Raw genomic sequence first — 14,434 nt, forward strand, 5'->3', positions numbered from 1 at the left:
TCGGCCATTGTGGCCAGCGTCGGGATAGGACCGTTGCCGCATCGGTTCGGGCCGGAAATGTGCCGATTGTCATCGGCCGGCCACGAGACATCACGCAGTTTTCGACGAAACGGGGATTTTCCTCGACCAAACATGCCCCAGGAAGACGGCGTCAATAGCCTATGGGGTAGCCGTCCTTGCGATGATCCGACGCCGCCAGATAGCCTCCCTGCTCCAGCCGGTAGGCCATCTGCGCACTGCCGAACTCCAGATCAAAGCGCGGCGCCACATCGACCTTGTGACCGCATGCGCGCAGGTGCTCGACAGCATCCGGCGGGACGTTCCACTCCACCGCCACGCCCACGTTGTCATCCTTGATGCGCCAGCGTGGCGCGTCGCTCGCTGCCTGGGGATTCTGGCCGAAGTCGGCCAGCCGGCTCATCACTTGAAGATGGCCCTGCGCCTGCATGGAGCCGCCCATGACGCCAAAGCTCATCAAAGGCTGCCCGCCCTTCATCAGGAAGCCTGGAATGATGGTGTGGAACGGCCGCTTGCCTGGCGCCACCACATTGGGATGCCCGGCCTTCGTTGAAAAGCCCCAGCCCCGGTTCTGCATGGCGATGCCCGTTCCCGGCACCACCACGCCGGAACCGAATCCCTTGAAGTTGGATTGGATGAACGACACCATGGTGCCGTGCCGGTCTGCCGCGGTCAGATACACCGTCCCGCCGCTGTGCGGATTGCCGGCCCGGGGTTCGCCCGCGCGATCCGGATCGATGAGCTTTGCCCGTTCCGCCAGATAGGCGGGTTCCAGCAACTGCGCGCTCGACACCTGCATGTGGGCCGGATCGCCCACATGTTCGTACAGGTCCGCGAACGCCAGGCGCATGGCCTCGATCTGCAGATGCAGCGCGCGGCCGCTGTCGCGCCCGCAACCCGCCAGGTCGAAACGTTCCAGCATGCCCAAGGCCATCAATGCGCCGATGCCCTGGCCATTGGGACCAATCTCGTAGAGCTCCAGGTCGCGGTAGCGCATGCCTATCGGCTCCACCCAGTCAGCCGCATGGCCCGCCATGTCGGCCTCGGTGATATAGCCGCCCGTGTTGCGCGCGTGGGCGGCTATCGCCGCGGCCAGCTCGCCGCGGTAGAAGCTCTCGCCCTTGCTGCGGGCGATGCTCTCCAGCGTGGCGGCCTGGCCAGGACTGGAGAAGCGCTCGCCGGGCAAGGGCGCGCGGCCCCCGGGCGCAAAGGACTCGGCAAAGCCCGGCTGCCCGCTCAGGCGCGGCACCTGCTTCTGCCACTGGCGATGCACCGTGGGCGAAACCAGATAGCCGTCCCGCGCATAGCGTATGGCGGGCTCGAACAAGTCCTCGAACGGCAGCGAACCGAATTTCTCCCAGATCGCGCGCCAACCCGACACGACACCGGGTACCGTCACGCTGCCCCAGCCTATCGGGTCCATGCCATCCAGATGCGCGAACCTGGCCGTTTCCCAGGCGGCCGGCGCGCGCCCCGACGCATTCAGCCCATGCAGGCGCCCGCCATGCCAGACGATGGCGAACATGTCGCCGCCGATCCCGTTCATGCATGGCTCCACGACGGTCAGCGCAATGGCAGTGGCGAGTGCCGCGTCGATCGCGTTGCCGCCCCGCGCGTACATCTGCAGGCCGGCAGCGCTGGCCAGTGGCTGCGACGTGCTGACCACGTTGTCCGCAAGCAGGGGCATGCGTTGCGATGCATAAGGAAGCTGCCAGAAGGGATCGTTCGGAATGGGCATGGGAGTCGGGTCGGAAGTTAGGGGCTGGCCGCCCGCGGGCGGCCAGCAAGAAAGCCGGGACGGCCGCTATTTGCCCGCAGTAATGTTCAGGGCCTTGACCTTGTCGCGCCAGAACGCCTGCTGGTCCAGGATGAACTTGGGCAGGGTCTGAGCCGGAATCTCGCTGATCTGGAAGCCCTGCGCCTCGATGGCCTTGCGGAATCCCGCGTCGCCCTGCGCCTTGGCCAGCGCGCGGGCCACGATGTCCAGGCGGTCCTTGGGCGTTCCCTTGGGCGCCATCAACGCGAACAGGTTCTCCGCCTCCAGGCCCTGCACGCCCAGCTCCTTGAGCGTGGGTACGTCAGGCATGACCGGCAGACGCTTGGCCGAGGCCACGCCCAGCACGTCGATGCGGCCGCCCTGTTTATGCGGCAGCGAGCTGGTCACGCTGTCGAACATGAAGACCGACGCGCCCGAGATGACTTCGGGCAAGGCCTGGCTGCTGCCCTTGTACGGGATCTGCAATGCGTCCACGCCCGCCTGCTCCTTGAAGATCTCGCCCTCCAGGTTGGACAGGGTGCCCGCGCCCATCGACGCGTAGTTGTACTTGCCCGGCGCTGCCTTCAGATAGGCCACCAGGCTGGCATAGTCCTTGATGCCCAGCGTCGCGGGGGTGACCAGGATGTGCGGGGCGCTGGCGATCGCGCCCACCGCATCGAAGTCGCCGTCCAGCGACACCTGCTGCTTGCCATTGAGCGCTTCGTAAATGGAGTTGGACATCACCGACGAGATGTACAGCGTGTAGCCGTCGGCTTCGGAGCGCGCAGCCGCCTGCATGCCGATCAAGCCGCCAGCGCCGGGGCGGTTCAACACCACCACCGACTGGCCCAGCGTGTCGCCCAGCTTCTGGCTGAGCTCGCGAGCGAGCACGTCCGTCGCTCCGCCCGGTGGAAACGACAGGATAAGCTGAAGCGAACGCTGCGGAAAATCAGCCGCCCCCGCGCCGGTAGCCGCCGACAATGCCAGCGCGGCAAAGGCGCGCTTCAGAATGCCGAGTCCCTGCGGGCGCGCGGCGGCGCGGCCCGATTTACATACAACACTAGCCATGCGATTCCCCTTGGTTGAAGCGCCGTAGGCGGGTCTGTTGCCCTTGTATCCTGGCGGCCCTGGTCGGCCCATTCTATGAATTGCTTTTGCGGCAATCAATATCAATAATTAGCATGCCAATTGCTATTTTGAGAATCACGACATGCTCAGCACCGCGCACCGCTATTTCCTCGAGGTCGTACGCGCAGGCAGCATCAAGGACGCGGCCACGAGCCTCCACGTAGCGCCCTCCGCCATTAGCCGGCAGATCGCCAAACTGGAGGATGACTGCGGCGCGGCCCTGTTTGAACGGCGCCCGCATGGCATGGAGCTGACCCGGGCCGGCGAAATGCTGGCCGACTATGCGCGCCGCGTCGCCATGGATGCCGAACACGTGCTGCGCGATATCCGCAGCCTGCGTCATGCGGAGCTGACGACCATCCGCATAGGCTCCAACGAAGCCGTGGCGCGCAACGTGCTGCCGCCCATCCTGGGCGCGTACCGCGCCCTGCATCCCGATGTAGCGTTCCAGGTGCACATCGGCTCGCCCGGCGTCGTGACGCAGCGCCTGCGCGACAACAGCATCGACGTGGGCCTGGCCTTCAGCCTGAACGCGGGCAACGGCATCGCCGTGCGCTACGAAATCGTCTCGCCCGTTCGCGCCATCATGGTCCCGGACCATCCTCTCGCCAAACGCGCCAGCGTGTCCTTGGACGACCTGCGCCGCTACCCGATCGCGCTGACCGACTCGGGCACCACCGTGCGCCTGTTGTTCGACAGCTCGGCGGCGGGCGGCGACGGGCCGCCTTTCGACATCGCCTATTCGAGCAACTCGTCATCGGTCATTCGCGCCATCGTCGAGGCCGGCCATGCCGTCACGCTGGCCGGCGAGATCACGCTCGCCGAACCGCTGCGCAGCGGCGCGCTGGTGGCCGTGTCCTTGCAGCAAGCCGTCTTCGCCGAACGCACGCTGCAAGTGCAGACCGCCAGCCACGCCAGGTTGCCCGAAGCGACGGCCGCTTTCATCGAGCACCTGATCGAAGCGCTATCCACAGGCGCCCGTTCACACGATTCTTGACTTGGCGCAGGCTTGCCGCAAAACTGAAGTTCTACACGCGCGCAGGCTCGGCCAGGCGCGGAAGGCCCCGATTCAATGGTCAGAGTGAATGATTGAAGGAGCTCCGCATTGACCACTGCCGCGATGCCCAGACTGAAACTGCGCCGCCTTGTCACCGTGCTGGCGCTCGCGAGCGGAATCATCGCCTTCGTCAACACCCTGTACGCGGCCTACCTGGTGCAGCGCGAGCAGTTGATTGCCAACACCCTCGAGGCCAACCGGGCCTATGCGGTCAAGCTGGCGGAAGTCACCGACATCTACATCGAATCCATACAGCGGCAATTGCTCCTGTCAGCCGAGCGAGCGCCTGGCCTGCTGGGTTCGAAACCCGCCATGGAAGACGAACTCGCGCGCCTCGTCCATCAGAGCGACGGCGTCATGACGGCCGCCATCGCCGACAGTAGCGGCACCATCCTCGCCACCGCTCCCGCCGACGCGGGCTTCGAAGGCAGGACGCTGGTGCGCCAACAATTGGCGACGGGCGCCCAACATCTGAAGGGCCAGATATCGACCCCCTACGTGGGTATGGAGGGCCAGCTGATACTGGCGTTTTCCGAGCCTTTTCGTGATGCCAAGGGCAACTATGCCGGCACGATTCTCACGGCCATCCACCTTCGGCAAGGCAACGAGTTCGACAAACTGGTAGGCGAGCACTTCTACCGCGACGGATCCTACCTGTATGTCGTCGACGGCAACGGCACCATCATTTACCACAAGGACAAGGATCGCATCGGCACCAGCGAAAGAAGCAACGCCGTGGTCGAAGCCGTGCTGCGCGGCGAGACGGGTGCGATGCCCGTGGTCAACACCCGCGGCGCGCACCTCCTGGCCGGCTACGCCGCGCTCAAGAACGGCGGATGGGGCGTCGTGGCGCAACGCCCGCTGGACGAAACGCTGCGCCCGCTGCGGAGCCTGACCGACAGGATCGTGCTCTACGCTTTGCCGGTGGGGCTGATCATGTTCCTGGTCATCTATCTGTTGGGCCGCTGGATCTCGCGGCCGTTGGAGGAACTGGCGCAGATCATCGAACGGGACCAGCCCGGCGCATCCGCTGGAGATCTGGACAGGGTCAAGGGCTGGTACTACGAAGCTGCCCGCCTGCGGAACGCCGTGACGATGAGCCAGAGCTCCCAAACCCGGCGGCTCGACAAGCTGAACACGGACACCATCACCGATCCGATGACGGGCCTCTTCAACCGCAGGGGCCTGGCGCTGCAGATCGCCACCCTGCGCCAGACCCAGCAGCCTTTCGCGGCGCTCGCGCTGGACCTGGACCACTTCAAGCGCGTGAACGACACCTACGGGCACGCGGCCGGCGATCAGGTGCTGATCGCGCTGGCCGCCATCCTCAAGACCTGTGTGCGAGGGGAAGACGCGCCGTGCCGCGTCGGCGGCGAAGAGTTCCTGATCGTGATGCCCAACGCCTCGCGTGACACGGCGGAGATGGTCGCCGGACGCATCCGGGCTGCGACGGCAAGCCATGCCATGCCGCAAGCGGTGGGGCGTGTCACGGTGTCCATCGGCATCGCGCTGTGGCCGTCGGATGATGCCGACATCGACAAGGTCATGGCGAAGGCGGATGAGGCCTTGTACCGGGCGAAGAATGCGGGACGTGATCGGGTGGAGGTCTGGTCGGCGGGGAGTCCGCAGGCCTAGCCTTCGTCCGCAGGACGCCGCGTATACCCCGCGGCCAAAGCATGCGCGACCCTTTCTGCGTAGCGCTGCATGATGGCCGCCAACGCCTCGAGGTTCTTCGACTTCAGGCGCTGCAAAGGTCCCGTAACGCCAAGGCTGTAGATCACGCCCAGATGCGGCAGATGCACCGGCACGCCCAACGCCGCCAGGCCCTCATCGATTTCGCCGATGCAGGTCGCGTAGCCCTGCTGACGGACCTGGGCGTACTCGTCTCTGATGCGGCGGCTATCCACGCAGGTATGCGCGGTCAAGCGCGGTAGCGGTTCCGCCAGCGCGGCATCGATGACCTTGGGCGCTTGAAACGCAAGAATGGCTTTGGCCGATGCGGCCGCATGCGGCGCCATGCCCTTGCCGGGCAATACGAATCCGCGCCAGGGTGTATCGGGCGCTTCCATCAGCACGGATGACACCTGGTGACCGCTGTGCAGCTTCGCCAGGTAGCAGGTTTCATCGGTCTCGGCCGCCAGGTCGGCCAGGTGCGGGCGCACCACCGCGCCTATCCACTCCGTATCTGCGCTGGCGTATGCCAGCCGCTTCACCCGCGCACCCAGCACATAGGTGCTTGCGGCCAGATCCACCAGTTGTGAGTCCTGCATGGTGCCCAGCAGTCGATGCGCGCTGGTCTTGGGTAAAGCCAGCATGCGCGCGATTTCCGTGAGGGCCAGGCCGTCGGGAAAGGAGGCGAGCAGTTCGAGGATGCGGGTGTAGCGCTCTAGGGGGGGGAGTTTGGAATCTTGGCTCATAGGCGTTCCTTGGACGCGCATTGTAGGGCGGCCGAACGCCCATGCCGGGAAAACCCGGTCTTGCTGTCCTTGCCGGCTGTTTTTTATTATACCGAAAAAAGGAACGTTGTACCGATTTTCGGAACGACAAGAAAACCATCAAAACCCTGGGGAAAGCCGCCCCGCCTTCAACGTTGATCGTTACAGGAGCGCAGCATCATGTCTTTCAAGAACATCCTCACCCTTGCCCGCCGCGTTCTACCGGCCGTCGCCCTGGCAAGCCTTGCCAACGCGGCCTACGCCCAGAACGTGGTGGTAGGCGCCACCGTGCCCCTCACCGGCCCCTTGTCGCTGACCGGCAAGCAGTACTTCAATTCCCTCAAGCTGGCCGAGGACGACATCAACAAGGCGGGCGGCCTGCAAGGCAAGCCGGTCAAGTTCGTGTTCGAGGACGCCCAGGCGTCCAACGGCACGGCCGTCAATGCCTACGTGAAGCTGGCGCAGGAGAACAAGCCCGCCTTCACCTTTCTCACCAGCTACAGCACCCAGAACATGGCCGTCGCGCCGGAAGTGGCGAAGGCCGGCATTCCTGCGATGTACGCCGGCGGCGCCGATGCCGTCGCGGATCTGCGCAATCCTTGGCTGTTCCGCATCCGCCCGCAGGACAGCACGGCGGCCGTCGCCATGGCGCGCTTCGTCAAGGATGAGCTCAAGCTGTCCAAGCCCGGCATCCTCTACATCCAGAATGATTTCGGCCAGGGCGGCGCCAATGCCGCGGCGGCCTTCCTGAAGGATCAGGGCATCACCCCCGTCGGCACGGAAGCCTATGGCCAGAACGACAAGGACATGTCGGCGCAGATTCTCAGCCTGAAGAACAAGGGCGCCGACGTCATCCTCGCCTTCGTCTACCCGCAGGACGGCGCGATGGTGCTGCGCCAGATCAAGATGCTGGGTCTGAAGCAGCCCGTGGTGGCCTCGTCGGCTGCCTTTGTCCCGGCCGCCATGCAACTGTTGTCGCCAGCCGATCTGGACAACGTCTGGGGCGTGATCGACACCTATCTGCCCGCGACCGACAAGGGCAAGAACTACGCGGAACGCTTCAAGCAACGCTTCTCCATGGACGCCGATCCCTATGGCGCCGCGTACTACGACGGCGCGATGCTGATGGCCCAGGCCATCAACGCCGTCGGCGCCGAACCGCAAAAGCTCCAGGCCTATCTCAAGGACCTGAAGGGTTATCAGGGCGTTTCGCACGTCTACAGCTTCGATGCCAAAGGCAACGGCGTGCACGATGTCGCGATCGTGAAGTTCGCCAAGGGAAGCAAGGACATGCAGTTCATCAGCACCATCAAGGTCGACTGAGCATGGCCGGCGCCACAAGGGGAACTCCATGCAGGAAATGATCCAACTGCTGGTCAACGGCGTCGCGCTCGGCAGCGTCTACGCCCTGGCCGCGCTGGGCTTCGTCATCGTGTATTCGGCCACCAGCGTGGTGAACTTCGCCGCCGGCCAGTTCGTCATGCTGGGCACTTTCTTCGGGGTCAGCACCATCATCCAGGCCCAGTGGCCCGCAGCCCTGGCCTATCCCGTGGCCATCGCGATGATGGCGGTCTTCGGCCTGTTGTTCTATGCCCTGGTCCACTTGCCGCTGCAGAACCGTCCCGTCGTGACGGTCATCATCGGCACGGTGGCCGCCGGCATCGCCATGCAGAACGGCGCGTTGCTGATCTGGGACGCCTGGCCCTTCCGCATGCCGTCGCCTTTCGGCGACGGCACTATCAGCCTGGCCGGCGGCGTCATCACGGTGCACGCCCTGGCCACCATCATCATCACGCTGCTGTTGATCGCCGGTCTCTACGCGCTGCTGCACCGTACTTCCATCGGCCGCTCGATGCGAGCGGTGGCGCAGGACGTCGAGACCGCGAGACTGATGGGCCTGCCGGTGCGCCAGCTGCTGGGCTTCGCCTGGCTGCTGGCGGCCGTGTTCGCGGGCTTTGCCGGCCTGCTGGTGGGGCCCATGTGGTTCGCCGACGTCAACATGGGCGATGCCGTCGCGCTGAAGGCCTTCGCCGCCACCATCATCGGCGGATTCGGCAGCGTACCCGGCGCGATCGCGGGCGGGCTGGTGGTGGGCTTGATAGAAATTCTTGGCGCGGCATACCTGTCCTCCACCTACAAGGACCTGCTGGCCTTTGGAATCATGATTCTCTTCCTGCTGCTGCGGCCGCAGGGCATCTTCGGCGAACGCATCGCCGATCGGGGCTGACCATGAAACGATCCCATCTGCTCTGCGGTCTGGCCGTCCTGGCGTTGGCCGCCGCCCTGCCCCTCTATACCCAGGGCTACGGCAACCGTCTTGCCAATACCGCCGTCATCTCGGCCATTGCCGTCATCGGCTTGAACTTCGTGTTCGGTTATGCCGGCCTCATCTCGCTTGCGCACGCCGCCTTCATGGGCGTGGCCGCGTACCTGGTGGCCGTCCTGACCACCTCCCACGGCTGGAATCCCTGGCTGGCGGCGCTGCTCGCCATTGCCGCCACCTGCCTGACCGCCTATGTCACCGGCCGTATCCTGTTGCGCCTGAAGGGGCATTACCTGGCGCTGGCAACCTTGGGGCTGAACGTCAGCTTCACCATCGTCGTTTCCAACTGGATCGACGTCACAGGGGGCACGAACGGCATCTCCGGCATTGCGCCGCTCTCGCTGGGCGCCATCAAGCTCGACGACGAACCCAGCTTCTACCTGTTCTCGCTGGCGGTGCTGACCTTGCTGGCCCTGCTGGCCGCGCGCATCCGCCATTCGCATGCGGGCCGCACGCTGATGGCGGTGCGCGACGATGAGCTGGCCTCGGCCATGACGGGACTGCCGGTCACCGAGGTCAAGGTGGCGGCCTTCACGCTGGGCGCCGCCTACGCGGCCGTGGCCGGCTGCCTGTTCGCCTTCCACATCCGCTTTGTCTCGCCCGAGGACTTCAACTTCTCCCACTCCATCATCTACCTGGCCATGCTGGTCGTGGGCGGCGAAGGCAGCATCGTCGGCGCGATCCTGGGCGCGGTAAGCGTGACCCTGCTGCCCGAACTGCTGCGCGGCGTCGGCAACGCCTATCTGCTGGTTTTCGGCGTTCTGGTGCTGGTCATCCTGATCGTGCTGCCCCGCGGCCTGATCAGCCTTGTCGACCCGGCCACCTACCGCCGGCGCGCCAAACGCAGCGGCCGGCGCGGCGTGGTCCATGGAGGCAGCCTGTCATGAGCCTCATGCAAGTACAGAACATCAGCAAGCATTACGGCGGCGTGCAGGCGCTGTCGAACGTCAGCCTGGAGATCGGCGCCAACCAGTTCTACGCCATCATCGGCCCGAACGGCGCCGGCAAAAGCACCCTGCTCAATGTGATGACCGGCCTGGTTCCCCCCACATCCGGACAGGTCAGCTTCGACGGCAAAGTGCTGACCGGACTGCCCACGCACGCGATCATCCACGCGGGCATAGGCCGGATTTTCCAAAGCGGCCGACTGTTCACGCGCCTCAGCGTCCTGGAAAACGTCATGCTGGGCGCCGCCATGCGCGACCCGCGCTCGCTGAGCGCGCTGCTGCTGCGCCCCCGATCCACGCGGGAGCGCGAACGCGCCGCCCGTGATGCCGCCTACGACACCCTGCGCCAGTTCGACCTGCACACGCTGGCCGACCGCAGCATAGGTTCGCTGTCCTACGGCAACCGCCGCCTGGTCGAGATGGCCAGAGTCATGGTCGCGCGGCCGCGGCTGTTGCTGCTGGACGAGCCTGCGGCCGGTCTGAATTCCGGCGAGGTCGAACAACTGATGGACCTGTTGCGGCGCCTGCGCGAACAGCACCGGCTATCGGTCGTGCTGATCGAGCACAACATGGGCATGGTGATGCGGCTGGCCGAGAACGTGGCGGTACTCAACTTCGGCGCCAAGCTGGCCGAAGGCACCCCCGCCGAGGTGCAGTCCGATCCCGCGGTGCTCGAAGCCTATCTTGGAGGAGGCTACCAGCATGTTGCAGTGTAGAAACCTGGGTGCGGCCTACGGCGACATCGTCGCATTGCGCGGCATCGATCTGGATGTGCGCGCTGGCGAGGCCGTGGCGCTGATTGGCGTCAACGGCGCCGGAAAAACCACGCTGCTGCGCGCGATCTCCGGCTTGCTTCCCACCACCGGTGAACTGAACTTCGACGGCAGTTCCCTGGACACGCTGCCGATCCAGCGCCGCGTAAAGGCGGGCATCGCCCATGTCCCGGAAGGCCGCAGAATATTTCCGGGCCTAACCGTGAAGGAGAACCTGGAAGTCGGGGGCTCGGTGCGCGGTGGCGGCAGCAGCGATGACTTCGACCGCGTCTACGACCTCTTCCCCCGGCTGAAGGAGCGCGCCAGCCAGCTGGGCTGGTCCCTGTCTGGCGGCGAACAGCAAATGCTGGCGATCGGCCGCGCCTTGATGGCGCGCCCCCGCCTGCTCCTGCTCGATGAGCCTTCGCTTGGCCTGGCGCCGCGCCTGGCCGAAGAAGTCTATGCCCGCATCGCCCGCATCAATGAGGGCGGCATGACCGTCCTGCTGGTCGAACAAAACACCGTGCTCGCACTCGGCGTGGCCGACCGCGGTTATGTCATCGAAAACGGCAGCATCGTCTTGACCGACACGGCCGAGACCTTACGTCTGCACCCGCGGGTCCGGGACGCCTACCTGGGCCGCTAATTCCTGCTTGAGAGAAACCATGTATCCCGATCCTTCCTCCCGTTCACAGGCGCTGCACACGCGCGCCAAGCGCAGCCTGCCCGGCGGCAACACGCGCACGACCGTCTATCTTTCGCCCTACCCCGTCTACGCGGCGCAGGGCGCCGGCTGCCGCGTCCGCGACGTCGACGGCAACGAGCTGATCGACTGCATCAACAACTTCACGGCACTCATCCACGGCCATGCGCACCCGGCGCTGGCCGCGGCGGCGCACCGCCAGATCGACCTGGGCACCGCCTTCGGCATGCCGACCGAGAGCGAAATCGCGCTGGCCGAATTGCTGGCCGAACGCGTGCCGGGCATTGAACACATCCGCTTCACCAACTCCGGCACCGAAGCCGTGATGATGGCGCTGAAGGCCGCTCGCGCCTATACCGGTCGCCCCAAGATCGCCAAGGTCGAGGGGGCCTACCACGGCTCCTATGACCATGCCGAAACCAGCCTGGACGCCAGCCCCGCGAACTGGGGTGAGGCAACCGCGCCCGCCTCGGTGGCGCACTCGCAGGGAACGCCGGCAGGCGTGACGGCGGACGTCGTGATCCTGCCCTTCAACGACTGCCAGGCCACCGAAGCCCTGCTGCGCGCGCACGCCGCCAGCCTGGCCGGCGTGCTGATCGACCTGCTGCCCAACCGGGTTGGGTTGATTCCCGCCAGCCCCGAGTATCTGCGCATGCTGCGGCGAGTCACGACGGAGCTGGGCATCCTGGTGATCGTCGACGAAGTCATTACGCTGCGCCTGGCGCCAGGCGGTGCGCAAGCGCGGCTGGGCGTCACGCCGGACCTGACTACCGTCGGCAAGATCATGGGCGGCGGCTTTCCCGTCGGAGGCGTGGCCGGACGCGCGGACGTGATGGCGGTATTCGATCCCAGCGCCGGCCGTCCGGCGGTACCCCACGGCGGCACCTTCTCGGCCAACCCCGTCAGCATGGTGAGCGGACTGGCCGCCATGCAATTATTGGATAACGCAGCCTATGCCCAGCTCGACCGTCACGGCGACATGCTGCGGCAGGGATTGAACCAGGCCTTTGCCGACGCCGGCATCGCAGGCCAGGCCACCGGGCTGGGATCGCTCGTCAAGCTGCATCTGAAGGCGCAGACGCTGACCAGCTACCGCGATGCCTATCCCAGTCCGGAACAGGCTCAGGCCATGGCACGCTTCAATCGCGAAATGCTGAACCGCGGCGTGCTGATGGCCAGCTATGGACTCATCGCCCTGTCCACGCCCATGCGGGATCAGGACATCGCCCAGATCGTCGAGACCGCGCATGCAGCGCTCAACGTCTTGCGCCGCGAAGAGGTGTTGGCATGACTGTCACCGTAGGCATAGACGTAGGCGGCACCTTCACCGATCTGATTCTGGTCGATGACGAATCCGGCGCCGTGCGCATCTCCAAGGTCCCCAGCACGCTGGAGAATCAGGCTTTCGGCGTGCTCGAGGCATTGCGCCGCACCGAGGTCCCCCTGGAACGGGTGGACAGCATCGTCCACGGCACTACCACCACCACCAACGCCGTACTCGAACGCAAGCTCGCCAAGGTCGGGCTGATCACCACCGACGGCTTCCGCGACGTGCTCGAACTCGGCCGGCGCACCCGGCCGCACGCCTACGGACTGACGGGCAGTTTCGTGCCGCTCATCCCCCGCGAGCTGCGGCGTGAAGTTCCCGAGCGCATGGACGCCCAAGGCAAGGTGCTGACTGCGCTGGACGAGGAGGCATTCGTAGCCCGGGTCCGGGAACTGGCACAGACCGGCGCGGAAGCCCTGGTCATACATTTCCTGCACAGCTACGCCAATCCCGCCCACGAGCTGCGCGCCCTGGAACTGGCGCGCCAACACTGGCCGAACGACTACATCACCGCCGGCCACACCATCATTTCCGAGTTCCGCGAGTTCGAGCGCGGAACCGCCGCCGCCGTCAACGCCTCAGTCCAGCCCATCCTGGACCGCTACATCGACCGCTTGCAGAGCAGCCTCACCGCGGCGGGCTTTCGCAACGACCTGCTGGTGATGCAAGGCAACGGCGGCACCGTATCGGCGCGCACCATCGCGCGCGCCGCCATCAACACCGTCATGTCCGGGCCGGCGTCGGGCGTCATGGCCGCGGCCTATTCCGGCCGGATGTCCGGGTACCCGAATCTGATCACCTATGACATGGGCGGCACGTCTTCCGACGTCGCGCTCATCGAGAACAGCGTGCCCAAGGTATCCAGCGAGCTGGAGCTGGAGTACGGCATGCCCCTGCACGTGCCGATGGTCGATGTGCATACCGTCGGCGCGGGCGGCGGCTCCATCGCCCGGGTGCAGGCCGGCGGCATGCTGCGCGTCGGCCCCGACAGCGCGGGCGCGCGCCCCGGCCCCATCTGCTACGGACGCGGCGGCGAACTGCCGACGCTGACCGACGCCAATCTGGTGCTGGGGCGGCTCGACCCCGATCGCCTGCTCTCCGTGGATCGCGCGGTCACCGTGGACGAAGTGGCCGCGCGCATCGAGGAGCACATCGGTCGCCCGCTGGGCCTGGACGCGGTGCAGGCTGCGGCGGCCATTCTGCAGATCGGCAACAACAACATGGCCGGCGCCGTGCGCTTGGTCAGCCTGGCCCGCGGCTACGATCCCCGCGATTTCGCGCTCTTCGCCTTCGGCGGCGCGGGGCCGCTGCACGCCGTCGCGCTGGCGCGCGAACTCGCCATACCGACCGTCCTCATTCCGGTGCGCCCCGGACTGACCAACGCCCTGGGTTGCCTGGTGGCGGATGTGCGGCATGACTTCGTAAAGTCTTTCAACCGGCCGCTCAAGGATCTGACGGACGCCGATCTGCAGGCCTGCCTGCATGACCAGATCGCCCTGGGGCATGCCGCCATCGAGCGCGACGGCATCGCCGTCTCCGACATCGAAATCTTCCATCACGCGCAGATGCAGTTCCAGGGCCAAAGCCATCTGTTGACAGTGGCCGTCGAAACCGGCGCCGCCACCGTCGCGCAGCTGCAGGAGGCTTTCGCCCGCGCCTATTGGCAACGGTTCCAGGTCGAACTCTCCGAGTTGCGACCGGTTCTGGTGACGCTGGACACCAGCCTCGTCGGCAAGCGCCACGCCATATCGCTGGACTCGCTGCGCAGCACAGGAACGGCCGCTGCGCCGCCACGGCGGCGTCCGGTGTGGTTCGCGGAAACGGGCTGGACCGACACGCCCATCTACCCACGCGAGCACATCCCCGCCGAAGGCCTGAACGGGCCCGCGATCATCGAACAGCTGGACGCCACCACCGTCATCGACCCCGGCGCGCACGCCCGCGGCGACGGCTACGGCAACCTCATCATCACTCTCTAGGGCAGATGC

Annotated in this window: 12 protein-coding genes; 9 read left to right on the plus strand and 3 right to left on the minus strand. The window is 65.9% G+C overall.

From position 1 onward, the window contains the following. Positions 1 to 151: 151 nt before the first annotated feature. Positions 152 to 1,756, minus strand: coding sequence for a gamma-glutamyltransferase family protein (locus tag HV793_RS03520; protein WP_217481753.1), 1,605 nt, complete (start codon positions 1,754 to 1,756; stop codon positions 152 to 154). Positions 1,757 to 1,822: 66 nt separating this feature from the next. Continuing rightward, positions 1,823 to 2,842 carry a Bug family tripartite tricarboxylate transporter substrate binding protein gene (locus tag HV793_RS03525; RefSeq protein WP_082400824.1) on the minus strand — a complete coding sequence of 340 codons (1,020 nt, stop codon included), beginning with the start codon at positions 2,840 to 2,842 and terminating at the stop codon, positions 1,823 to 1,825. Positions 2,843 to 2,984: 142 nt separating this feature from the next. Here HV793_RS03525 and HV793_RS03530 point away from each other — a divergent pair, with 142 nt between their 5' ends. Both HV793_RS03530 and HV793_RS03535 read left to right on the plus strand, forming a co-directional pair. After that, positions 2,985 to 3,899 carry a LysR family transcriptional regulator gene (locus tag HV793_RS03530; protein ID WP_175212679.1) on the plus strand — a complete coding sequence of 305 codons (915 nt, stop codon included), beginning with the start codon at positions 2,985 to 2,987 and terminating at the stop codon, positions 3,897 to 3,899. A 123-nt stretch (positions 3,900 to 4,022) separates the two neighbouring features. Then, entirely contained in the window at positions 4,023 to 5,594 is a 1,572-nt protein-coding gene (locus tag HV793_RS03535) for a GGDEF domain-containing protein (protein WP_244958583.1), read from the plus strand. Here HV793_RS03535 and HV793_RS03540 read toward each other — a convergent pair. Continuing rightward, positions 5,591 to 6,376: an IclR family transcriptional regulator gene (locus HV793_RS03540; RefSeq protein ID WP_119450418.1), complete on the minus strand. Its 786-nt coding sequence runs from the start codon at positions 6,374 to 6,376 to the stop codon at positions 5,591 to 5,593. The two genes, HV793_RS03535 and HV793_RS03540, sit on opposite strands and share 4 nt — an antisense overlap. A gap of 198 nt (positions 6,377 to 6,574) precedes the next feature. On the opposite strand from HV793_RS03540, the gene HV793_RS03545 reads away from it, so the two are divergent. The 7 genes from HV793_RS03545 to HV793_RS03575 are packed head-to-tail and all read left to right on the plus strand — an operon-like array spanning position 6,575 to position 14,425. After that, positions 6,575 to 7,717 carry an ABC transporter substrate-binding protein gene (locus HV793_RS03545; protein ID WP_119450419.1) on the plus strand — a complete coding sequence of 381 codons (1,143 nt, stop codon included), beginning with the start codon at positions 6,575 to 6,577 and terminating at the stop codon, positions 7,715 to 7,717. A 28-nt stretch (positions 7,718 to 7,745) separates the two neighbouring features. Next, the gene (locus tag HV793_RS03550; RefSeq protein WP_175212680.1) at positions 7,746 to 8,621 is read left to right on the plus strand and encodes a branched-chain amino acid ABC transporter permease; all 876 of its coding nucleotides are present in this window, start codon (positions 7,746 to 7,748) and stop codon (positions 8,619 to 8,621) included. Positions 8,622 to 8,623: 2 nt separating this feature from the next. Further along, positions 8,624 to 9,604: a branched-chain amino acid ABC transporter permease gene (locus tag HV793_RS03555; RefSeq protein WP_054452144.1), complete on the plus strand. Its 981-nt coding sequence runs from the start codon at positions 8,624 to 8,626 to the stop codon at positions 9,602 to 9,604. Continuing rightward, the gene (locus HV793_RS03560) at positions 9,601 to 10,380 is read left to right on the plus strand and encodes an ABC transporter ATP-binding protein (protein ID WP_054452145.1); all 780 of its coding nucleotides are present in this window, start codon (positions 9,601 to 9,603) and stop codon (positions 10,378 to 10,380) included. The genes HV793_RS03555 and HV793_RS03560 overlap by 4 nt, the downstream gene beginning before the upstream one ends. Next, positions 10,367 to 11,062, plus strand: coding sequence for an ABC transporter ATP-binding protein (locus HV793_RS03565; RefSeq protein ID WP_054452146.1), 696 nt, complete (start codon positions 10,367 to 10,369; stop codon positions 11,060 to 11,062). The genes HV793_RS03560 and HV793_RS03565 overlap by 14 nt, the downstream gene beginning before the upstream one ends. Before the next feature lie 19 nt (positions 11,063 to 11,081). Beyond that, complete coding sequence (locus HV793_RS03570; RefSeq protein WP_175212681.1) at positions 11,082 to 12,410, plus strand: aspartate aminotransferase family protein; 1,329 nt, start codon at positions 11,082 to 11,084, stop codon at positions 12,408 to 12,410. Continuing rightward, positions 12,407 to 14,425, plus strand: coding sequence for a hydantoinase/oxoprolinase family protein (locus HV793_RS03575; protein WP_119450421.1), 2,019 nt, complete (start codon positions 12,407 to 12,409; stop codon positions 14,423 to 14,425). The genes HV793_RS03570 and HV793_RS03575 overlap by 4 nt, the downstream gene beginning before the upstream one ends. The last annotated feature ends 9 nt before the right edge of the window (positions 14,426 to 14,434 follow it).

It is taken from the genome of Achromobacter aegrifaciens, from assembly GCF_902859965.1.
Lineage (GTDB): Bacteria > Pseudomonadota > Gammaproteobacteria > Burkholderiales > Burkholderiaceae_B > Achromobacter > Achromobacter aegrifaciens.